The organism is Dyadobacter sp. 3J3 (assembly GCF_009801115.1).
Classification (GTDB): domain Bacteria; phylum Bacteroidota; class Bacteroidia; order Cytophagales; family Spirosomataceae; genus Dyadobacter.
This window is the reverse complement of sequence record NZ_VTOL01000001.1, coordinates 728,354-750,961: the sequence shown is the minus strand read 5'-3', so window position 1 is coordinate 750,961 and position 22,608 is coordinate 728,354. Positions and strand designations below refer to the sequence as shown.

The 22,608-nt window shown below is 40.2% G+C and carries 19 protein-coding genes; 6 read left to right on the top strand and 13 right to left on the bottom strand.

All coding sequences use genetic code 11. The features are described from left to right. Nucleotides 1-308: 308 nt before the first annotated feature. Nucleotides 309-1,427 (top strand): tRNA 2-thiouridine(34) synthase MnmA, encoded by a 1,119-nt coding sequence (gene mnmA, locus FZF08_RS03245; protein ID WP_159467163.1) that lies wholly within the window; start codon nucleotides 309-311, stop codon nucleotides 1,425-1,427. An 80-nt stretch (nucleotides 1,428-1,507) separates the two neighbouring features. Here the strand turns inward: mnmA and rlmB are convergent, their stop codons facing one another. The 5 genes from rlmB to FZF08_RS03220 all read right to left on the bottom strand — a co-directional run bounded on the left by rlmB (nucleotide 1,508) and on the right by FZF08_RS03220 (nucleotide 6,580). Continuing rightward, nucleotides 1,508-2,290 carry a 23S rRNA (guanosine(2251)-2'-O)-methyltransferase RlmB gene (gene rlmB / locus FZF08_RS03240; protein WP_137338805.1) on the bottom strand — a complete coding sequence of 261 codons (783 nt, stop codon included), beginning with the start codon at nucleotides 2,288-2,290 and terminating at the stop codon, nucleotides 1,508-1,510. Then, the gene (locus FZF08_RS03235; RefSeq protein ID WP_200837023.1) at nucleotides 2,266-3,474 is read right to left on the bottom strand and encodes a GWxTD domain-containing protein; all 1,209 of its coding nucleotides are present in this window, start codon (nucleotides 3,472-3,474) and stop codon (nucleotides 2,266-2,268) included. The genes rlmB and FZF08_RS03235 overlap by 25 nt, the downstream gene beginning before the upstream one ends. A 150-nt stretch (nucleotides 3,475-3,624) precedes the next feature. After that, a complete protein-coding gene (locus tag FZF08_RS03230) occupies nucleotides 3,625-4,515 on the bottom strand; it encodes an SDR family oxidoreductase (protein ID WP_159467161.1) in 891 nt (296 codons plus the stop codon). An 87-nt stretch (nucleotides 4,516-4,602) separates the two neighbouring features. Further along, complete coding sequence (locus FZF08_RS03225; protein ID WP_159467160.1) at nucleotides 4,603-5,409, bottom strand: crotonase/enoyl-CoA hydratase family protein; 807 nt, start codon at nucleotides 5,407-5,409, stop codon at nucleotides 4,603-4,605. Nucleotides 5,410-5,659: 250 nt separating this feature from the next. After that, nucleotides 5,660-6,580 (bottom strand): aspartate carbamoyltransferase catalytic subunit, encoded by a 921-nt coding sequence (locus tag FZF08_RS03220; protein WP_159467159.1) that lies wholly within the window; start codon nucleotides 6,578-6,580, stop codon nucleotides 5,660-5,662. Nucleotides 6,581-6,824: 244 nt separating this feature from the next. Between FZF08_RS03220 and FZF08_RS03215 the strand changes: the two genes are divergently transcribed. After that, nucleotides 6,825-7,271 carry a transcription elongation factor gene (locus tag FZF08_RS03215; RefSeq protein WP_159467158.1) on the top strand — a complete coding sequence of 149 codons (447 nt, stop codon included), beginning with the start codon at nucleotides 6,825-6,827 and terminating at the stop codon, nucleotides 7,269-7,271. A gap of 100 nt (nucleotides 7,272-7,371) precedes the next feature. Here FZF08_RS03215 and FZF08_RS03210 read toward each other — a convergent pair whose 3' ends face one another. Then, nucleotides 7,372-8,088, bottom strand: a complete 717-nt coding sequence (locus FZF08_RS03210; protein WP_159467157.1) for a YebC/PmpR family DNA-binding transcriptional regulator — start codon at nucleotides 8,086-8,088, stop codon at nucleotides 7,372-7,374. 257 nt (nucleotides 8,089-8,345) lie between these two features. Here FZF08_RS03210 and FZF08_RS03205 point away from each other — a divergent pair, with 257 nt between their 5' ends. Together FZF08_RS03205 and FZF08_RS03200 are read left to right on the top strand one after the other, a co-directional pair. After that, complete coding sequence (locus FZF08_RS03205) at nucleotides 8,346-8,813, top strand: GNAT family N-acetyltransferase (protein WP_159467156.1); 468 nt, start codon at nucleotides 8,346-8,348, stop codon at nucleotides 8,811-8,813. A 407-nt stretch (nucleotides 8,814-9,220) separates the two neighbouring features. Beyond that, a complete protein-coding gene (locus tag FZF08_RS03200; protein WP_159467155.1) occupies nucleotides 9,221-10,177 on the top strand; it encodes a methylenetetrahydrofolate reductase in 957 nt (318 codons plus the stop codon). A gap of 10 nt (nucleotides 10,178-10,187) precedes the next feature. Here the strand turns inward: FZF08_RS03200 and FZF08_RS03195 are convergent, their stop codons facing one another. After that, nucleotides 10,188-10,508, bottom strand: a complete 321-nt coding sequence (locus FZF08_RS03195) for a heavy metal-binding domain-containing protein (RefSeq protein ID WP_159467154.1) — start codon at nucleotides 10,506-10,508, stop codon at nucleotides 10,188-10,190. Between the two features lie 160 nt (nucleotides 10,509-10,668). Here FZF08_RS03195 and FZF08_RS03190 point away from each other — a divergent pair, with 160 nt between their 5' ends. Both FZF08_RS03190 and FZF08_RS03185 read left to right on the top strand, forming a co-directional pair. Next, nucleotides 10,669-11,244, top strand: a complete 576-nt coding sequence (locus tag FZF08_RS03190; RefSeq protein WP_159467153.1) for a nitroreductase — start codon at nucleotides 10,669-10,671, stop codon at nucleotides 11,242-11,244. A 138-nt stretch (nucleotides 11,245-11,382) separates the two neighbouring features. Then, nucleotides 11,383-12,348, top strand: a complete 966-nt coding sequence (locus FZF08_RS03185; protein ID WP_159467152.1) for an ABC transporter ATP-binding protein — start codon at nucleotides 11,383-11,385, stop codon at nucleotides 12,346-12,348. Nucleotides 12,349-12,355: 7 nt separating this feature from the next. On the opposite strand, the gene FZF08_RS03180 is transcribed toward FZF08_RS03185, so the two are convergent. The 6 genes from FZF08_RS03180 to FZF08_RS03155 all read right to left on the bottom strand — a co-directional run bounded on the left by FZF08_RS03180 (nucleotide 12,356) and on the right by FZF08_RS03155 (nucleotide 22,504). After that, entirely contained in the window at nucleotides 12,356-14,866 is a 2,511-nt protein-coding gene (locus FZF08_RS03180) for a DUF5686 and carboxypeptidase-like regulatory domain-containing protein (protein ID WP_159467151.1), read from the bottom strand. Nucleotides 14,867-14,903: 37 nt separating this feature from the next. Beyond that, nucleotides 14,904-15,557, bottom strand: a complete 654-nt coding sequence (locus FZF08_RS03175) for a vancomycin high temperature exclusion protein (protein WP_229216394.1) — start codon at nucleotides 15,555-15,557, stop codon at nucleotides 14,904-14,906. Nucleotides 15,558-15,709: 152 nt separating this feature from the next. After that, nucleotides 15,710-18,451: a DNA gyrase/topoisomerase IV subunit A gene (locus tag FZF08_RS03170; protein WP_159467150.1), complete on the bottom strand. Its 2,742-nt coding sequence runs from the start codon at nucleotides 18,449-18,451 to the stop codon at nucleotides 15,710-15,712. Nucleotides 18,452-18,628: 177 nt separating this feature from the next. Further along, nucleotides 18,629-19,273 (bottom strand): CoA pyrophosphatase, encoded by a 645-nt coding sequence (locus FZF08_RS03165; RefSeq protein ID WP_159467149.1) that lies wholly within the window; start codon nucleotides 19,271-19,273, stop codon nucleotides 18,629-18,631. A 145-nt stretch (nucleotides 19,274-19,418) separates the two neighbouring features. Next, nucleotides 19,419-20,996: an NAD(P)/FAD-dependent oxidoreductase gene (locus FZF08_RS03160; RefSeq protein ID WP_159467148.1), complete on the bottom strand. Its 1,578-nt coding sequence runs from the start codon at nucleotides 20,994-20,996 to the stop codon at nucleotides 19,419-19,421. 98 nt (nucleotides 20,997-21,094) lie between these two features. Beyond that, nucleotides 21,095-22,504 (bottom strand): hypothetical protein, encoded by a 1,410-nt coding sequence (locus FZF08_RS03155; protein ID WP_159467147.1) that lies wholly within the window; start codon nucleotides 22,502-22,504, stop codon nucleotides 21,095-21,097. Nucleotides 22,505-22,608 lie beyond the last annotated feature (104 nt).

Here is a 22,608-nt window from a genome sequence, read left to right as displayed (position 1 = left end):
TGANAAAACATAAGTCTACGTTTGTGTCCACTCAAAGCAAACGCATTATAATGGTTAATTGTTAAGGGTTAATTGTTAATGATGGCTCGTTTCGAAGTTTGTGTTCGAAAATATTTTCCAGGGGTTCTTTGTGTGACAAAACATAAGTCTACGTTTGTGTCCACTCAAAGCAAACGCATTAACCATTAACAATTAAACCTTAACCATTAAAAATACTATCTTTGCGGAACCAATCAGATAATTTTCTCTGTTTGATTTTTTCAAACTAATCAAAATCGGAAGGCGTTCAACCTTCGCAGATTCTCGCAATGAGTAAACACGGACGAATTTTAGTCGCCATGAGCGGCGGCATTGACAGCTCTCTGGCAGCGGTCATGTTACATGAACAAGGCTATGAGGTCATAGGTATGACAATGAAAACCTGGGACTACGCAAGCAGCGGTGGTTCAAAAAAGGAAACAGGTTGTTGCTCTCTCGATTCTATCAATGACGCAAGAAGTATCGCTGTCGAACTTGGTTTTCCCCATTATATATTAGATATACGCGAAGAATTTGGTGATTATGTCATCGACCATTTTACAGGAGAATATCTGGAAGGCCGTACGCCAAATCCTTGTGTTTTATGTAATACGCATATCAAATGGGACGCCTTATTAAAACGTGCGGATCGTTTGGATTGCGAATCCATTGCAACAGGTCATTATGCCAACATGCAGTTTAATGATGGCCGTTATTATGTTTCCAAAGGAATTGACAGCTGGAAAGATCAGAGTTATGTACTTTGGGGCGTTTCTCAGGAAAGTCTTAGCCGGACCAAACTTCCGTTAGGCTATTTACATAAAAGCGAAATCCGTGAAATGGCTCGGGAACGTGGTTTTATTGATCTGGTCAATAAAGCGGAAAGCTATGAGATATGTTTCGTGCCTGATAATGATTACCGAGGATTTTTGAAACGCAGAATTCCGGGACTTGAAGCACAAGTGGCAGGAGGAAATTTTGTGTATGAAGATGGAACTGTTGTTGGAAAACATGAAGGTTACCCATTTTATACAGTCGGTCAACGCAAAGGATTAGGAATTGCATTAGGCAGACCGGTTTTTGTGACCGAAGTAAGAAAAGATACAAATGAAGTTGTGCTGGGCGATTTACCGGATTTGTTCCGTGACGGAATGGTGGTAAGCAAATTGAATTGGCAGAAATATGATGGCATTACCAAACCATTGGAAACGGTAACAAAAGTGCGTTATAAACACGACGGAACGCCCGCTTTATTGATTCCTGATGAACCGGGAAAAATAAAAGTGCATTTCCATGATGGCGTAAACGGTATTGCGCCGGGCCAAGCTGCTGTTTTTTATGAAGGAGATGACGTTGTAGGAGGTGGCTGGATTATGAAGAATTTCCGTCAGGATAAGGAGCTTTTTTAGGTTAGTAATCCACCTGTTATAATAAAAAAGAAGTCAGCTTTTTAATAGCTGACTTCTTTTTTATTCAATTCAAAATTCTTTTAGGAAACTTTTCCAACAACACGTTGTCTCACCGCTTCATAAAGTATTACAGAACTGGCAACAGAAACATTTAATGATTCAACCTGTCCATTCAAAGGAATTTTTGCACCACTATCTGCCAAAAGAAGAAATTCTTTCGAAATCCCGTCTTCTTCTGATCCCATGATAATTACTGTTGGAATAGAAAAATCGATATCATACAAAGATTTATCTGTTTTTTCAGTACTTGCTATGATTTGCAATCCGCTGTTACGCAGATACAATAAAGTTTCGTAAAGATTCGGTTCACGGCAAACGGGCAGGAAATTCAACGCGCCGGATGAAGTTTTCATCGCATCTGCATTGATTTGTGCTCCACCTTTTGTCGGTACGATCAACGCCTGAACGCCAGCGCATTCTGCTGTACGGGCGATCGCTCCAAAATTACGAACATCCGTTACCCGATCCAGTAGCAATAATAATGGTGTTTTTCCTTCTTCATATACCTGCGTCAGTACGTTATGCAAAGGCATATACTGAATAGGTGAAACAAATGCGATCACACCCTGGTGATTTTTTCTGGTAACTCTGTTTAGTTTTTCTACCGGAACGCGCTGATAAGGAATTCCAAGCTCCTTAGCTGTCTTTTCAATTTCATTGAGACCTAATTCTCTCTGAATAAATAAACGTTCGATCTCTTTACCGGAGCGTAAAGTTTCAAGTACAGATTGTGTACCAAAAACCATGTCGGCTTGTGACGGACGAGGGGCGGGCTTTCTTAGCGTATAGTTCCGTTTCTCCATGCTTCTACTATAGGGTACCAGATCGGCTGATATTCGGCGTAGCGAACGAGCTCGTAATGGTCATCTACAAATTGATTTGTTCTGCGATTAAAAGTAAAATTAACATTCTGTGCGTTTGCACGCTGATCGTACGTCCATACTTCCCGGTCTTTGCTTCTCTGCACTTTATCCGGTGGGCCAAGGACAATAAAGATCATTCCTTTATCTGTTTTCCAGCCTTCTTTGTAGCTGGTAAACAATTGATTAGCTTCTTCTACACGACTGTAAAATGAACGGATGGATTGCTGCGCCAAAGGTGCGTTTCCGTTCATCAAATTCAGCCAGTATTTGTCAAGCGCTTTTTTGAATTCCTGTGCTTTTTTGATTTCTCCAATTTCCGTATTCGTGCTCATATAAACCAGCGGTTCAAGCAGTAATTCAGGTTTGGTAATTTTGGGAAATCTTTCGTTAACAACCAACAGGCCTAAACCCTCAGATTGTGTGGTATCTGAGAAAATATTGTACAATCCTTCTTTCTCAAAATGGATTGTTTCGTTGGTATTGATTGTGAACGAACTGTCAATCGTCAATGATTTGGAAACACTTTTAGCATTAGTGTTCATAGGCGAACCTGCTGGTTCAAAACTATGTCCGTAATAAAATACGTGCAATATTCCCGGTTCTTGAGTTAACCTTTTAATTGTGAAAGGATTACCAGCGTTGATATAATGACGCTGTAAAGGTTCTATGCTCGCAGCTGTGTATATACCGTACAATTCACTGGCTGACTGTTTTTTGAAATGAAGCGTCAAATCATTCAGTACCTTTTTCAGAGTTCCCGTCTGGCTGATTTCACTTAATAAAACACCATTTTCCTTATTTGGACTTTTAATATCAAAAGCGATAACAATTTTGTCGCCTACCTTTGTAACATTACCCGAATCCAGTTTTACGTTTCCATAACCCAACCGGTCACGCGTTCCGTAATCAGAATAAATTACGTAATTCAGATTATAAAGGCGAACGAAATCGGCCGTTTGCATCGGCACTTTACCTTTCAATGCATCCACATACAGGAATACACGAACCTGCGTTGTATCCTTCAACAAATATTTGCTTTGAATTGCAATAAGAGACAATTCCTCGGGTGCAGAAATTGTTTCGGGATTTGACATGCGTACCTGAGCCTCAGGGATCTTTTTCACCGTTTTTTCGGAGGATGCACATCCTGCAATAAATAACGCTGACAGCAGAAAAAGGCCGATTCTAAAAGTTGTTTTCATATACCAGATATCTTCATTTGTCAAATAACGAACGAAGCAGCAAATTTACCCAATAAAAACGGAAGAAAATTATTATTCTGATTTCTTACTGTTCCGATTGGCATTTTTTATTTGATCTTCAATAGCATCCCATTGGTCGTCGCTGACTTCTTTGAGGAAATTAAACTGACCGGCAGATAGTACTTCACCGCCATCAAGTGTTATAACCTCACCAGTAATATAGGCAGAAAAATCGGAAATCAGGTATGCCGCCAGGTTTGCCAATTCCTGATGATCACCAACACGTTGCAGTGGAATCCGGTTTTCAAAAGAGAACTTTTTAGCCAGTTCTTCCGGGAATAATCGGTCCCAGGCACCTTTTGTAGGAAATGGGCCCGGAGCAATCGCGTTCAGACGAATGCCATGATCCGCCCATTCAAAGGCCAGTGACTTTGTCATAGCCAACACGCCTGCTTTTGCCATGGCAGAAGGTACTACCCAGCCGGATCCTGTCCAGGCATAGGTTGTGGAAATATTTAGAACCGTTCCTTTAATTTTATTTTCAATCCAGTATTTGCCCAGTGCCAGTGTGAAATAATAGGTTCCTCTTAAGACAATATCAACAACCGTATCCACTGCTTTGTACGATAACCGTTCCGTAGGACTGATAAAATTACCAGCTGAATTGTTAACCAAGCCATTAACCTGCCCAAATTGTTCAATGGTTTTGGTAATGACATTTTCAATCTCTTCCGTTTTTCGCACGTCACAAGCGATGGCTAAAACCTTCCCGCCGGTTTGTTCTTCAAGTTCTTTGGCTGTATTTTCAAGAACTTCCAGCCGCCGACTGCAAATCACAACATTGGCACCCAGCTTCAAAAAGTAAGTAGCCATCGATTTCCCCAACCCGGTTCCACCGCCAGTCACAATAATTGTTTTATTTTCAAGAGCTCCGTCGCGGAGCATTCCTTCTTTGTAGCTCATGGTTTAGTTGAAAGCGGTGGCCGCGCGGTTGAGAGTGGAAAATTGAAAGTAACGAAAATGAGTTTATGCCAGTCTTTTTTACTTCTGTTAATTTCGGAAATCAGGAAATCTTTTTTCTGATTTAGCCTTAAAAACTTCTTTAAAATCTTCGGAAATCAGCATCGCTGCATTCCAGGTTGCCATATATTGCAATCCGTCGGCCACGGAATGATCTCTGCTATGATTTAAAATATGTTTTGTTCCACGAATAGAAACAGGTGATTTGGAAGCGATCGTCGCGGCAATTTCAGTTACGCTGCTAAAAAGCATATCAACCGTTTCGTAACATTTGTTGACCAGCCCAATCCGTTCTGCTTCTGCTCCGAAAACTTCTCTTCCCGTAAATGCCATTTCGCGGGCGAAACCGTCGGCAATTAATTTAGGCAATCTTTGTAATGTTCCCAGGTCTGCCACCATACCCATATCAATTTCTTTGATGGTAAAAAATGCATCCTGTGTTGCATAACGCATATCACACGCACAGATGATGTCAACCCCGGCACCGATACAACCACCTTTGATGGCAGCAATGACGGGTTTGCTGCAAAGCTCAATTGCTGTTACCGACGATTGCAGTTCGATAATAAGCTTTCGTATTTTCTCACGTTGTCTTACATCACTTTCTTCGGGCTTAATCAAATCAGCCAGTAGCGAAACGTCAATTCCCGAACAAAAATGTTTTCCTGAGCCGCTTAAAACAATTACCCTTACTTCATCATTTTGATCCAGTTCTTCAAAAATGGATTTGAGCTCTTTCCAAGCTAATGCATTAAGCGCATTTGCTTTTTCCGGCCTGTTTAATTTGACGAGTGCAATGTTATTTTCAACGGTAAAGGAAATCGTTTCGTATGCCATTTTGGGATTATTGATGAAGTATTATAATGTAAAATTTAGCAATTTGTTATGCATGCATACTATTGCAAAGATATTCGTTAATGTCAATAATTTGCGTTATTAAAAGAAAAAATATTTACAAACAAAGTGATTTAAAAGAGGATATTAAGTGGCCCGAACTATGAGTCCGGTAAAAAGTAAATGCAAGCATACAACCGAATTGTCGAAAATTCGAATTACTAATATTTTTAGAAAAAGAAACTAAAAATCTTTATTGCTGAGCCAGCAAATATAAAGCTGCCATTCTTACGGCCACACCGTTTTCAACCTGGTTCAAAATAATCGAATGTTCCGAATCGGCTGCGTCGGAAGAAAGTTCTACACCACGGTTTATCGGTCCCGGGTGCATCAGAACAATCTTTTTATTCAGGTCATCGAGCATCGCTTTGTTGATACCAAAATAAAGCGAATATTCTCTTAGCGACGGGAAATACTTGATCTGTTGTCTTTCCAGCTGAATACGAAGTACATTGGCGACGTCACACCATTGTAGCGCTTCTTTTACGTTATGTCCAATTTTTACACCCAGATCTGCCAGGAACTTTGGTATCAAAGTGGACGGTCCACAAACCATAACTTCCGCGCCTAATTTTTGAAGACAGAAAATATTTGATAGTGCAACACGCGAGTGCAGAATATCACCAATGATCGCAATTTTTTTACCAGCCAGATCTCCCAGTTGCTCACGCATGGAAAACGCATCCAGCAAAGCCTGCGTCGGGTGCTCGTGTGTTCCATCACCGGCATTGATGACGTTGGCAGGAATCCGGCTTGCCAAATACTGCGGAGCTCCGGGACTGCTGTGGCGCATCACGATCATATCCACCTTCATTGCAAGAATATTGTTGACAGTATCCAGCAAAGTTTCTCCTTTTTTAACGGAACTTCCGGACGCTGAAAAGTTGACAACATCAGCGGAAAGTCTTTTCTCTGCAAGTTCAAAAGAAAGCCTCGTTCTGGTTGAATTTTCGAAGAAAACGTTGGCAATTGTAATATCCCGGAGTGAAGGTACTTTCTTGATCGGACGGTTAATTACTTCCTTAAATTGAGTAGCGGTATCCAGGATTGTATGAATATCATTCTCGTTCAGGTTTTTAATGCCAAGTAGGTGCCGAACTGAAAGTTTTGTCATTGCGTCTTTTTGGGAAAGTTTTGCAAAGATAATAAGGAAGTCCGCAATGAGAAAACGTAACGACTGTAAAACTTTAAAGCGAACAACTTATCAAAGACGTTCGGGCCTGGTTATCAGATTAAGTTAATGGCAAATGATAACATATAAATTTATCATCCGACAAAAATATTTGGCTATTGGATGGAATTAAATCAGTGGATGTTTAGACCTTGCAGACAAATTAAATACGCAGCGAGACACCGAGATGAATAAAACAGAATTAATTGAATATATGAAAGGGCTTTTGGACGACCGTTTGCAAGTGGCCTGGAAAGCAATGGAAGCGGCGCAGGATTCGGCTAATGACCAAAGTAAAAGTTCGGCAGGAGACAAGTATGAAACCTCACGCTCCATGGGTCAGCTTGACCGGAGTATGCATGCAAGACAATATGAGCAGGTAAGGCAGGAAAGGGTAGTGCTTGACAGAATCGGTGAGTCGGAAGCGTTATCACGCGGGGCCGTTGGTGCGCTTTTGGAAACTTCCGCAGGATGGTTTTTTATCTCCGTTAGCCTGGGGACGGTACAGTTTGATAATAAAACAGTAATTGCCGTATCTTCATCTTCGCCGGTAGGACTTTCTTTTCTGGGAAAGGAAACAGGCGCCCAATTCCAGTTTTTAAATAAGCAGCATAAGATTATAGCGATAAGCTAAGTGGCTTTCGGTCGTCAGCAATCGGTTGTCAGTTTATGAATAATGAATAAATATTTCATTATTAAAATACTGAAAGCCGACTGCCGAAAGCCGATAGCTTTTATGCCATATTGTGATAGACGCGCTGAACGTCATCGTCGTCTTCGATTTTCTCGATCAATTTTTCAACGTCTGCGATTTCTTCCTCGCTTAATGATTTTGTATCGCTTGGGATACGTTCAAAATCTGCTTCCACAATTTCAAATCCGTTTTCTTCAAGGTAATGCTGAAGCATACCAAATGAAGAAAATTCACCATAAATGTTGATCTGGTTTGTTTCTTCGTCCAGGAAAACTTCTTCTCCACCGACATCAATAAGTTCGAATTCCAACTCTTCCATGTCGCGCTTTCCATCATTTTTTACCTTGAAAATGCATTTCCGGTCAAATATGAAATCGAGCATCCCCATCGTACCAAGGCTGCCTCCCAGTTTATTAAAATAACTGCGAACATTTGCAACCGTACGAACAGGGTTATCGGTTGTACTTTCTACCAGAATAGCAACGCCATGTGGTCCGTATCCTTCATAAACGATTTCTTTGTAATCTTCCTGATCCTTCGAAGTGGCCCGTTTAATTGCACGTTCAACCGTTTCCTTAGGCATGTTGGCAGCTCTTGCATTTTGAAGCAAAACTCTCAGACGTGCGTTCGTGGCGGGGTCGGCCGTTCCGCTTTTTACAGCAAGAACGATGTCTTTCCCAATTCGGGTAAATGTTTTTGCCATTTTGTCCCAACGCTTAAACATCCGCGCTTTTCTATATTCATAGGCTCTTCCCATGCGTATTGTACTTAAGTTTTAATAATTTTAAACTGATATGAAATTTCACTATTTCAAAATATAAGTTCTAGTCAAATAAAGAATATAAAAAGACTTCATATTTCGCGTTCTTTTTGTACTAACAACTTGATAAACAAAAAAATAAAATAGTATTTGGCTTTTGGCCAGGAGTGCATCCGCTCCGAATAATTTGCAAAAATACAAAAGACTATGAAACTCAGGCAAAAATAAGAACCTTTCAATCTCTTTTTACTTAAATGAATTTAAAATTACAATGGGATATTAAATCCTTCGATGCGCTTTCGAATCATGAACTGTACGAATTACTCCGTTTGAGAAACGAAGTTTTTATTGTAGAACAAAACTGCATATTTCTGGATCTGGATGGAAAGGACAAGATATGTCATCATTTGCTTGGTACAGAAAATGGAGTACTTATGGCTTATACCAGGATTGTTCCGCCGGGAATAGCATATGAACTTCCTTCCATCGGGCGTGTGCTGGTTTCGCCCCTGGGTCGGGGGAAAATGTTTGGTATTGAACTAATGGAAAAATCCATTGCCAGTCTTGAAGAAATCTATGGTAAATCGGCCATCAGAATAGGGGCGCAGTTATACCTGAAAAAGTTTTATGAATCTTTTAGATTTGAGCAGTCGGGCGAAATCTATGAGGAGGACGGAATTGATCATATTGAAATGACGAGATTAATTGATTTTGTGGAATAATGGGTAATAATTAAGGTCAATATGTAGAATAATTCGTCAGGTCAGGTCAGCCTTTTGGTTTGTTTGATAATTTTAGGAAGGACATTTAATTTATTCAAACGCCATTTGAGCCCTTATTCTTTGTTAAGTTGCTGAAATTAGTGAATGCAAGCATATTTTTAAATTTAACGGTGTTTTTATAAAATGTTGGCACGAATATTTAACTTATAGAAGTCAGTCAAGCAAACTGCAACTCGTATCTGACGCCTGTCAGCTTTACATTGCAGTTTTGACGAACACTGATAGAGGAGGGTTTACGTGGAATGGCCTACTGTTATGCGGTAGGCCATTTTTTTGTTTTATCGGTTGGTTAGCTTACATAAATGGTGTTCTTTTGTATACCCTTATGCAAACTTAGAAACCAGTACATGACCAAAGTTACCGAATACATCAGCCAGGCCCAGGGCAAAACACTATTTTCAATTGAGATCATCCCACCTGTAAAAGGTCAGAATATAACTGATTTGTTAAATTCCATAGAACCACTTATGGAATTTAAACCACCCTTCGTTGACGTTACTTATCACAGAGAAGAACTTATAGATGTAAAAGGTCAAAATGGCCTGATCGAAAGAATTCCTATTCGCAAACGCCCGGGAACCGTCGGTATCTGCGCAAGATTAATGGAGCGATTCAAAGTTGATGCCGTGCCACATGTTATCTGCGGAGGTTTTACCAAAGATGAGACGGAGGATGTTTTGTTTGATCTTCACTATTTGGGTATAGACAATGTCCTTGTATTACGCGGAGATCCTGAAAAATCAGCGGGTGTTTTTAAAGCCAAATTGGGAGGCCATAGTTACGCTTCGGAATTGGTTGTTCAGGTTGACAACATGAATAAAGGTGTTTTGCTCCATGCAGAAACAGAAGCCGCTCACACCAATTTTTGTATCGGTATTGCCGGGTATCCTGAAAAACATCTGGATGCGGAAAGTCTGGATTCAGATTTTGAACATTTAAAAAGAAAAATTGAACTTGGTGCAAATTACATTGTAACACAAATGTTTTTTGATAACCAGAAATATTTCCGTTTTGTAGATCGTTGCCGCGCAGAAGGAATTACTGTACCAATCATTCCGGGTTTAAAACCTTTGGCTACCAAAAGACAATTGACCATATTGCCCGATATTTTCCATCTCGAATTCCCTCAGGAACTTATAAAAGAGGCAGAAAAATGCGCCACCGATAAAGAAGTACGCCAACTGGGTATTGAATGGGGTATTCAGCAATGCAAGGAATTGATCGAATACGGAGTGCCGGTTTTGCATTTTTACACCATGGGGAAATCGGATAACGTAGCTCAGATCGCAGCAAAAGTTTTCTGATCCATAAGCGTTATTCCAAACAAACGGCGGTACCGTTGCAGCTCACCATAAGCATGGAACCGCTGCCGCCGATGGTTTCAAAATCAAGATCTACGCCAATGATTGCATGAGCACCCAGGCGCTGCGCCTGATCCATCATTTCGCGTAAAGCGATGCTTTTGGCTTCACGAAGGCTTTGTTCATAAGCAGAGGATCTTCCGCCAACGACATCGCGCACGTTTGCCATAAAATCTTTAAGAATATTGGCTCCTATGATGGCTTCGCCGTTTACAAGGCCGATATATTTAATGATTTTTTTACCTTCAATATTGGGGGTGGTAGTAACAAGCATGGAGATATCAGTTGGTTAAAGGTTTGAAATTATTCAGATAACGGGCACAATTTACAGTTTTTTGACGTAGTCATATAATAATTACTATTTCAACGGTTAACTGAGCTTTTATGTAGCTTTCAGGCATTTTAAATGGATAAATTAAATTAAAGAAATTTTGATGATTAACCTCATAGATTCAATAAACCACGTCATTCGAAACCGACGCAGTATTTTTCCACCAAGTTATATAGAAAAGGAAATTCCAAAGGAGTTGATCGAAACCATTCTGGAAAACGCCAATTTTGCACCTACGCATAAACTAACAGAACCTTGGAGATTTCGGGTTTTTAGTGGTTCAGGGCTTGAAAAATTAGCTGATCACATGGGTGAAGCTTATAAAGCCAATACAACAGCGGAAACATTTTCGCAGGCAAAGTATGAAGGAACCCGATCAAAATCTTTGAAATCAGCAGCAGTGATTGCGATTATTATGGAAACTCATACCGAAAAAATTCCGGAGTGGGAGGAAGTGGCGGCGGTTGCCTGCGCAGTTCAAAATATGTGGCTTACCGCTACCGCGAATAACATAGGAGCCTATTGGAGCAGCCCGTCTGTTACGGATGCTTTGAAAGCCTTTTTGGAATTAAAGGAAAATCAAAAATGCATCGGATTTTTCTATATGGGATATCATAATTCGGGCGAAATTCCAGCTCGTCGGACACCGATTGAAAATAAAGTTACCTGGATTAGCTAACAAGCTTTCGGCAATCGGCCGTCGGCTGTCAGATTTTAGAATCAGTTTCTATATTGAATAATCCAAAATCTGACAGCCGATTGCCGACGGCCGATAGCAGTTTTACATCATCATTTCTTCTCTCCAATAAATTCTTCCATGTCTGTTCTTCGTGCTGATTCAGTATCAAAAAATTTCAATTCAAAAACGGTTTTATCGGATGTTTCACTGGAATTAAATCCAGGGGAATGGTTAGGGATTTTAGGCGAAAGCGGATCGGGGAAAAGTACATTTTTGAGAATCCTGGGCAGATTCATGGATGCTGATCGGGGAAATGTATTTTTTCAGGAAGAAAAGCTGACTTCTGTTAAAGGAGAGTTAATTCCAGGTCATGATTCGATAAAACTGATCCACCAGGAATTTGAGCTTTTCCCAAATCAAACGGTTGAGGAAAATATTTCTTATTCACTTCGGTTTTATGAGCCGGAGTATCGTAAGCAGAAAGTAGAGGAATTATTAAAGATTACAGGTTTATCAAATGTTCGCGGACAAAAGGCTAAACTTCTATCCGGTGGAGAGAAACAACGTACGGCCATAGCAAAATCGCTTGCCGAGCAGCCTGATGTTCTATTGCTGGACGAACCTTTTGCTCATTTGGACAACAGAAATCGTCGCATTTTGGCGGAGGCAATTGAACAAATGCGACAGGAGCAGCAAATGGCCTGCATTTTTGTTACGCATGAAGCGTCTGATGCACTGGCATGGTCAGACAAAATTGCGGTTTTAAGAGATGGAAAAGTAATTCAGGTTGGTACGCCGCAAGAAGTTTACAATCAACCTATTGATGGTTATGTGGCAGAATTAACGGGTGATATAAACTGGATCGGGGGAAATCCGGGACTGAAAAAGTCTTTCATCCGTCCCGAGAAAATAAAGCGTACTAAATTTCCTGAAAAAAGTAAATGGACAGGAATTGTTGAAGCCATTCGTTTTCATGGAAATCACTGGGAAATCCGGTGTACCAATGAACAGGGCTTATTAGTTTTTTATAGAAATAAAAAAGACGTAGAAATTGGCGAAGAAGTTTTTCTGACTTATTCAAATAAAGATTTACGGAGGATTTGATAATAACCTACAAGCTGAACCAGAACGATATCTTCAAAGCAAAAGGTGTCACATTAGGATTGTTTTTATAAGTAAGCCGGTGAATGGCATCAATCCTGCCAAACTTGAAAATGTTGTCAATACCATATCCAAGTTCCAGATATGGTGTATTTCCAAGTTCATTAAATGTCTGAATTGGATTCCCTTGTGCATCCACCGACGAAGCAAGCGCCAGGTTTTTCTTACTTACCTGTCCATAAAAAACCCGTCCTGTCGCCAATAATCGCCATTTTAGTTTTCTTACGGCAGGAATTCGGTTCAATATAAAACCTTCGTCATTATGTTCCACACGAAGTGTTAGATAACGGTCGCTGATGAATTCGAAATATTTCATCAGGTTAAATGCATTATCCACATAAAACAACGATTCATTTCCCAAAGGTGTGTATAACAAGGTGTAGGGAATTGTTGAAGGAATATAACCGAGCGTAAGATTGTAATAAGTACGTCCAAAAACACCCGCCCGGAAAGTTTGTTTTACATTGACAGCAAACTTTTGGTAATTGAAATCACCACTCAGGAAATTCTTTATTCCCATCGTGTATCGAAATGTGAAAGCAGGAGAATTTCCTGTTCCCATACTGATGCGTTCGTTATCATTTTGCAGAAATGTTTCATTACCGGCAAGTCGGGTTTCTACATTCAGCTCGGTAATTTCATATTTACTTTTTAAGGGAGAATCTGCACCCAGCTGTGGTTGTGAACGAAAGGCAAAATCAAATAATGGATCAAAAGTCCTGTGACGAAGCTGAATGTTTGCGGTAAATCCTTTTACAATCTCTCTCCTGAAATACATTGAAAGGTCTTCCTGATAATAAGCTCGACGGAATGTTCCAAATCTTGAAAATGCACCAAAAAGCGTATTGGTTCCGATGGTTTCAGCCGAAAGTCCTAACCTTTCCAGATCCTTGGAATAGGAAATTCCAGCCATTGTCCAAGGTTTTCGAGAGAAAATGTGATCGATTCCGCCACCATATTTGAATTTTTGGTCTTTGAAACCGTAAGCACCATAGCCACTGACAATCCATTTTCGACTGAATCCAGGATCAGTTTTAAAACCTAGTCTTAGGCGATTGCCTTCAATATTATTTTTGGCATATAAAAACAGATATGGACCAATGTCGATGTTCCACTTGTCAATTCTTTTGTAGCCGTTTACAAAAATATTTAAAATCTCTGTGTACGTTTTTACAACAGGTAATACTTTCAAAGAATCAACGAGCTGAAAACTAAGTAATTCAGATTTGGAAAGAGTTTCCGGGCGACTTTTATTCCAAAACGTAGAATCATGGACCATATAATCTTCTTTCAGCTCTATGGCTGTATCGAAAAACTTTGGCCCCTTCGGTACATTCAATTTATAATTTGAATTGGAAGAATAAAATTTGAGAAGCAGTCCAGCCGTTTGTTTTGTCGGTTCGTCTACATCAATAAGAACCCTAGTTTTGGTCGGAACCCAGGTGCTGTCATCTTCAAAAAGATCGTAAGATGTTTGGATTTTTATTCTTTCGATGAAATTTAAATTTGCTTTTTTTCCAACATTTGCATCCATCTGGGTTAGTGCATATGTTTTTCCATCAATCCAGAAAGATCCGCTAAAAGCCAGATCCTGTTCCTGACGCGGCTCAAAATCGATCTGATAATCATAATTCGTTCCGTTCGAAATACTATCTGCCAGATAGTAATCGTAGTACAATTTCCAGCTATCTGAAATCGGTGAAATGAAATCTTTTTCAAGGACATTCAGCCAGTTGTTATAAAAATTGTATTGCTGAAATGACGATCCTACGATCTGGGAAACGAAACTTCCATCCGTCAAACCTACACCGGACACTTTTGTTTTGTTGATAATCTCCTTTTTCTTTTTAGGATCTCTTCTGAAATAAACGTTGGATACGGATTCAGAAATGAAAATCGGAATAATCGTTTGTCCGTCATCACCTTTCACCTCGTCATATTTATCAACGATGTGTGTCATCTTTTTCACAGCCCGCCGGTTTCGGAATTTCTCCGAAAGGTTATCTATATCGATCTGGATCTTGTTATAACTTTCATACTCATAAGCATCCAGATTTTCGGAATTATTACTTTTCCGATTGGCAACAATCTTGCGCATGATTGCCCACGCGGGATTTTCTCCGGCAAATATTTTAACTTCCCTAAGCTGCAAGGCACCGGGTGTAAGCTGGATATCAATGGTTTGAATGGCTGTGTCAGCAATAGCTTTGCTCTTGGTTGAATAACCAATGTAAGTTACCAGAATGGAATCAGCCGGAGGAGTGAAGGTCAGCGTGTAAAATCCGTCGAAATTTGTTGTAGTTCCTGCCGGTGTATTTTTAACGCCGATATTAGCAAAAGGAACAGGGTCTCCGGAAGTTGCATCTGTTATTCTTCCTTTAATAGTATGCTTAGTTTGTGCGAAGGATCGGACAGATAATAGTATAATTACAAAAAAGATGAGCAGTCTAATTATTTTCATATCTTTTTGTCTCCGGTGAGTAAAATCTTCGCTTTGTTCAGGGTCCTTTTTTCTTTTTTATCTCAACATTAGACGTAACATCTGCATTTGGTCTCAAAAAATGTACGTCAAGAACTGCTTTTGGTCTCGCAAGGTATTCTCTGATCAGCGTACGAACGGAATAACCATCCGGAACATCCTGGGCAGCAAATGAAATTGCATTAATTCCTTCGTTATGTGCAATGTACAATGCTCTGGCATTATGGAAGTTTTGTGAAATAACCGTAAAGTTATCCTGGTTAAAAACTTCCTTGCACCGAACTACCGAATCAAATGTCCGGAACCCGGCATAATCCAATGTCATAACATTTTCCGGAATTCCCAAATTGAGCAATGCTCTTTGCATATCCAGCGGCTCATTATAATAGGGGGAGTCGTTGTTTCCGCTTAAAATTATATACTTGATTTTACCTTCCTTGAAAAGTCGTGCCGTGGCCTCCATCCTGTATTTGAAAAACAGGTTTTCTTTTCCTCTTTCGGTATTTCTGCTCGTTCCCAACACCAGTGCGACGTCGTTGGAGGGAAGATCATTTATTGAAAAATAGTTATATTGCTTTGTACAATATACCACCCAGAAATTGCACAGCAGGATAAATACCAGGCTGGCAAAGAGTAAGGCAATAACTATTTTTATCAATTTTTTCACTAGCATCCTTAAAGTTAACCTCTAAGTTGATGTATACATTATGAGGGTATTGCAAATCTTTCACATTTTGTCGTTTATTTTCAATACGCTTGCAACCTGGTATTTTGTTGCTGGCTTTCGAAAAATCGTTTGAATAACATGTGCGTTTAAAACACATGTTATTCAAACAGACCAAGTTGTGACTTTGGGTCAGTGCCTTTTTTTGATTCCTTTTTTGGTTTAGAATCATCCTGGGCATCCTTGTCCTTCGTATTTTCTGGTTCAGTTTCCTCCTGATTTATTTCGGATTCACCGCTTTCAGATTCCTGTATTTCTTTATTTTCGGTTGCTTCGCTATCGCCTTCCTCCGTTTCATGATGAAGATCCGGAATGTCGATAACCAACTCATCTTCTACCAAAACAGCCAGAGATTCCAGCCAGCGGATTTCTTTGTATTTGTCGATGGATAATTTATAACCCATTGCCTTCCATCCCCTTACATCAACGAGATCTTCCACAACAAATTCTTCGTGCAGCTGATCACGTTTTTCATTTTTAGCATGAACCACCTCAAAACGTGGACGTTTGTCGGCAGAGGCTAAAATTAATTTACTGTTTTTTGCATCACTGATAAACAGGAATTTCTTATCGAGCGATGAAGTCTCTATCGTAAAACGTTTGATGAAATAATGTTTCTGTCCACCATCATAGTAGAGTGCCGTAATTGGAAGTTTCGGATCGAATTTTTTGACCAGTAAAACTTCGTTTGAAACATAATGATTAGTAAGGTCAAAGTTGGTCAGCTCGTAAGATCCTTCTTTGTAAATAACCAGAATGCTATCCGTTGATCCGAAATTACCCAGATATTCTCCACGCTCATCACGGTTCAAGCGGCCTATAATCGGATCAAACCACATATCAACACCGCCCAAAGTAGAGCGGCCCGCCTGTTTCATTACAATTTTACGGACCGTATATTTCGTCAGGATATTTCCCATCGCACTCCGGTTTTTGATCAGTAGATCCGCAAAATTGAAATCGAATTGTTTCACTTTTGCTTTACTCTGAGCCGTAAGACTGACCGTAATTATTTCAGCTTCTCCATTTTCATTGGAAGTGAAATAAGTGATTTTTGATTTTGGAGTTCCCTGCGTCAGGTCATATTCACGATCACGAGTAACGGCCGTAACCTGGAATCTTTTAATATATGAAACGCCGGTTTTTCCGTCGATGTAAGTCAGGTTATACACTTTCCGTTCATCGTTTTTAAGGAAAACGGCACAGTAAATAATGTCTTTTCCTACAAAAACTTTGTCCTGAACTTTGGTAACCAGACATTTCCCATCACTTCTGAAAATGATAACATCATCAATATCAGAGCAGTCCATGACGTACTCATCTTTTTTTAAACCGTAGCCTATAAAACCTTCGGCCCGGTTAACATAAAGTTTCTGGTTATTCGCCGCCACGACATTGGCAGAAATCTGGTTGAAGGCTCTGATTTCTGTCCTTCTTTCTCTGCCTTTTCCGTATTTCTTTAAAAGATCCTTGAAAAAATCGATTGCAAAACGGGTAATGTTGGCCAGGTTATCTTCCGTTTCCGCAAGTTCATCCTGCCATTTTTTCATCAGTTCGTCCGCCTTATATCCATCGTATTTTGAAATACGTTTGATACGGATTTCTGTTAACTCAACGATATCCTCGTCTGTTATTTCCCTGTAAAACTGCGGTTTGAATGGTTCAAGACCTTTATCTATGGTCCTGATTACATCCTCAAACGTTTCACATTCTTCAATGTCACGGTAAATACGGTTTTCAATAAATATTTTTTCCAGAGAACCATACAGGATTTTTTCCAGTAAAGCAAGTCTTCGGATTTCCAGTTCACGTTTTAAAAGATGAACCGTTTGCTGTGTATTATACCGCAAAATATCAGTAACTCCGACAAAATGAGGTTTGTCTTCAATAATGACACAGGCGTTCGGAGAAATGGAAACTTCGCATTCAGTAAACGCATAAAGCGCATCAATGGTAATATCCGGCGAAACGCCTGGCGCAAGATGTACCTGGATCTCCACATCGGCTGCGGTATTATCGACAACTTTTTTAATCTTGATCTTTCCGCCGTCATTCGCTTTGATGATAGAATCAATCAATGATGAAGTTGTAGTGCCAAAAGGAATATCACGGATGACAAGCATTTTCTTGTCTTCCTCTTCAATTTTGGCCCTTACCCGAACTTTCCCACTGCGATGTCCATCTCCATAATTGGAAACATCTATATGTCCACCTGTAAGGAAATCAGGGTAAATAACTACCTCCTTGCCCTGTAATATATCTACAGAAGCTTCTATCAGCTCACAAAAGTTGTGTGGTAATATTTTGGTTGAAAGTCCAACTGCAATTCCTTCAACTCCTAATGATAACAAAAGAGGGAATTTTACCGGGAGCGTAACCGGCTCACGTTTCCGTCCGTCATAGGACAACTGCCATTCCGTAGTATCACTATTGAAAACAATTTCTTTGGAAAATCTTGAAAGACGTACTTCAATATAACGCGCTGCTGCGGCACGGTCGCCGGTGCGCAGATCGCCCCAGTTTCCCTGTGTATCGAAAAGAAGTTCTTTTTGCCCAAGGTTAACAATGGCATCATTAATAGAAGCATCACCGTGCGGGTGATACTGCATTGTGGACCCTATCACGTTGGCAACTTTGTTGAAGCGGCCGTCGTCCATTTCGTTCAATGCATGCAAAATCCTTCGTTGAACCGGCTTTAGACCGTCTTCAATGGCAGGTACTGCACGTTCCAGAATTACATAGGATGCATAATCAAGAAACCAACTTTCGTAAAGGCCCGAGACGGGTAACTGACTGTGTAATTCGCTATCTTCTACGTTAGGCGTAGCTCCGTTTTCGTCCATAAATTGAGGCGGAAACTAAGGGTTTATATGCTTTAAAAATTTCAGTAAGATCAGCCTCTTATCGGATTTCCGCACATGGATAATCGATTTTTTCAGGATTAAAATGTACGCAGAACGCCGGGAGGCATGGATGAAAATACTCGCTAATATAGGAATAAAAGGGATTATTTCCCAGTTTCAGACTTCCAAATCTACGGTGCCAATGACAGAAAGAAGCTCGCTGATCATCATCGCCGTTGCTCCCCAGATCTTATACCCGTTTACTTCATAATGTGGTGCAACAATTTGCACCCCGCGTATCTGGATCTCGCTGGTACCGATTATGGATACATCAGAGATTTCTTTTAATTTTATCTGGAAAATATCTTCAACTTCTCTTGGATCCGGATAAAAATCAGGACGATATGGGATTGTAGCGACTACGGGCAGAACATAAAAATTGCTGGCTGGAATAAAAAGCTCGGTCAATATACCCAACACTTTCACATCATTGAGCCTCAACCCGATTTCTTCCTGAGCCTCTCTCAATGCAGTCCTGATCAAATTTTCATCTGTTTTTTCATAACGTCCACCTGGAAAAGCGACCTGGCCGGAATGTACGCCATCGTAAGCCGGACGTAAAATCAGGGGAAAATGAATTTCATTGGCGTAAGGATAAAATAAGATCAATACGGCACTTTTTCGGGTTCTTTCGTTCGGCTTAACAGTAAATCTCAGCTTGGAAGAGGACTGCATAACCTGATGTGCAGATTCACCGGGAAGCGGATCTTTTAATTTTTGAAATAATTCATTCGTGAAAACCGAGAAAGATCCCTGAGCCATAGAGGCGAATATAATTAATTTTAATTGGTGTCGGTATTTTGTAACAGCAGCAACATGGCGCTTCACTCATTATTATAACGTTCCACGAAAGATTCTGGTGTTTGAACAATGATACTAAATATTTTGATGTAAGACAAATGACAGCTTATGCCGAAGCATATAGCCCCACAAGTTGTTCTGCACATCGTTGTCCATCCATTGCAGCAGACATAATTCCGCCTGCATAACCTGCTCCTTCGCCGCAAGGAAAAAGTCCTTTTACAACCGGATGTTCGCAGGTATCACGTTCTCTTGGAATTCTGACAGGGGAAGAAGTGCGGCTTTCTACGCCAATTAACTGTGCATCGCCGGACAAATATCCTTTCATTTTTCTTCCAAAATCAGAAAAAGCATCTCGTAGCGGAAAAGCAATATTGGGTGGTAAAACTTCATATAAATCAACAGGAATTATGCCTGGCTGGTAAGAAGTTTCACGAAGCTCACTTGATATTTTTTTGTTGATAAAATCGGTAACAAGTTGTGCAGGTGCAGTTTGAGTTTCTCCCGCAAGCTTGCAGGCCGCTTGTTCAACTTCTTTTTGGTATTGTAAACCGGCCAAGGCACCAAATTCTTTGTAAGGAAGTAAATCTATATCTTCCACCGAAACAACAATTCCTGAATTGGCATAAGCAGAATCTCGTCGAGATGGAGACATACCATTCACGACGACTTCTCCAGACGCAGTTGCAGCAGGAACGATAAATCCGCCGGGACACATGCAAAAAGAGAAAACACCGCGCTGAACACCCTGATATCGTGTCTGTGTAACAAGGCTATATGAAGCGGCCGGCAGATAAGGTCCGCGGTCAGTCTGGCAGTGGTATTGAATCTGGTCAATTACACTTTGCGGATGTTCAATACGAACGCCCATGGCAAAGGATTTACTTTCAATCAGGATATTTCGCTGATCCAGCAATTCATAAATATCTCTTGCAGAATGTCCGGTGGCGAGGATTACGCCAATTCCGGTATGTTCCGTTTTATCGTCCGTAATGACGCCTTTTAACGTATTTCCTTCTAAAATAAAGTCGGTAACCTTTGTATCAAAATGAATTTCTCCACCGGCTTCCAGAATACTTTTGCGCATTTCGGCGACAACCATCGGAAGTTTATTGGTTCCAATATGTGGATGTGTATCAATCAGGATTTGTTCGTTGGCACCATGGCCTACAAATATTTCCAAAACCCGGCGAATATCACCGCGTTTATTGGAGCGGGTATATAATTTTCCATCAGAATATGTACCCGCACCGCCTTCTCCAAAACAGTAATTGGATTCAGGATTTACGATATGTTCTTTGTTAATAGCAGCCAAATCCCGCCTTCTGGCACGCACATCTTTTCCACGTTCAAAAAGAATAGGTTTGATACCAAGTTCTATAAGTCGCAAAGCGGCAAACATCCCGGCGGGGCCACAACCTACAATTAATGCCTGCGGACGATTGCTCACATCCGGATATTCCAGAGGCGTTTCAATTAGTGAAGGCGGTTGTTCATTGACATAAACTTCTGCCTGCACGTTGACCTTTACCTGACGGCTCCGCGCATCAATTGATTGGCGGGTCTTTCGAATGAAAGGTTGATCAGTACTCCTTAAATTGAGTTTTTTATTGATATACTGACGAAAAGCATCATCATCCAGAGCGATCTCCGGCAAGAGTGTAAGTGTAAGATTGTGCTGCATTTTTAGAAAGGGATTTATCCTTTAATCATGCAAATATAAGAATTTTAATATTTAAACCCGGCCAAAAATCAGGCAAGCTTTTGACCGGGTTTGAAGTTCTATTTAACTTTTGACATTTCAGTTGCATAAATACTAATATTGATCAGCGGTATCTGGGCACGATAACTGCTGTTCAAAACCTTGATCACCTCATTGGCCAACACGGCCTGTCCGATAGCAGAAGGGTATATGCCGTCCATTGAGAAAAAATTTCCATTTGTGTATGATGGATCAATTTTGAAGCCATCATCTGTGACATAATTCCCAGCCATAATTTTTTTATAGACTGCATTAAAATCAACCAACGGCTGATTGTATTGTTTTGCATATCTGAGTAAAATCTCATTATACATTTCAGGTTTTGATACTTCTTCTTTTCTGATGACATCTGCATCAGTAAGGTAAAAGCGTTTAAAAATTCCGTTGTAGACATTGACTACTTCACGCGTTGGAAGAAAAATAGTTTCGGCATCTGCGCCTGGTAAAGTAGATGCATCTCCGGATTGGATACCAATCGTATTACCCATTTTCCCTGCTATTTTAGCATAGTTATACCACTTGAAATAGGGGAAGTCCAGTACGTCAGGAACCGTTGCCAAAACAGATTTTGTTCCCTTTTCTTTTAGATAATCAAGAACCTGACGTTCCCAGTAAAATTCACTTCCTCCGAACAATCCTCTATGTCCACCATGTAAATAGCTGAAAATAAAGACATCAGATGCCGTTGAAATCAAAGCTACGTCCGGTGTAATAGTTTTGGCATAATCCCATGCAGTATTGTATCCATTGCTCACGTACCTGCTAAACAGCGAGGTGTTTACATTTTTATTGACCCATAAATAATTCGTATTGGTATAGTATGCTGGCTGAGGATTTTTCAGATAGAAATCAATCGAGTACGATAGTTGCGCGGAAGGATTTAAACCAAAAATATTTCGGCCGCCATAAGGCGCAGAAAAGTTGTCAGTAACTTTGCCCGAATACGGTTTCATGAGCAGTGATCCTTTTTCGGTATAAGCCAAATTGTTGGTAACTTCATCAAAAACAGGAATATATCCTGTATTGCTTTTGACAAGATAACCCGTGCCATTGCCATTTTCTTTTTCAAATAGTGCCTGGTCAAAATCAGCAAGACCCATTTGTCGGGCAACAAGGTTTGGATATGATGTAAGTTGCCCCTGACGGTACAAACCACCATCCCGATAACCGGCTTCAACAGCATCACCAATAGAAATCATTAATGGCTCTGTTGAAGAATTTCCTTTGAGATCACCAAGATTGACCGAGCCGGTGGCGGGCGCCCAGCTAAACGAAGGATCTGCTTTTACGGGTACTGATATTTCTCCTGATTTTAACGGATTATTTACATCTGTTGGTACTGTTGGCGTGTCGTCATCATTTTTATCTTTGCAACTTAATGTGCTAAATAAGAGAGACGTAGCGAAAAATAAAATGGAGAATTTTTTCATGGCCTGTCAGGTTTACGTGAGTAGTGTTTTAGTATAATGAAAGTAACTAAAAAAATAGTAATCACAATAAAAGTCGAATTATTTTGTAAATCAGGTACTTAGAA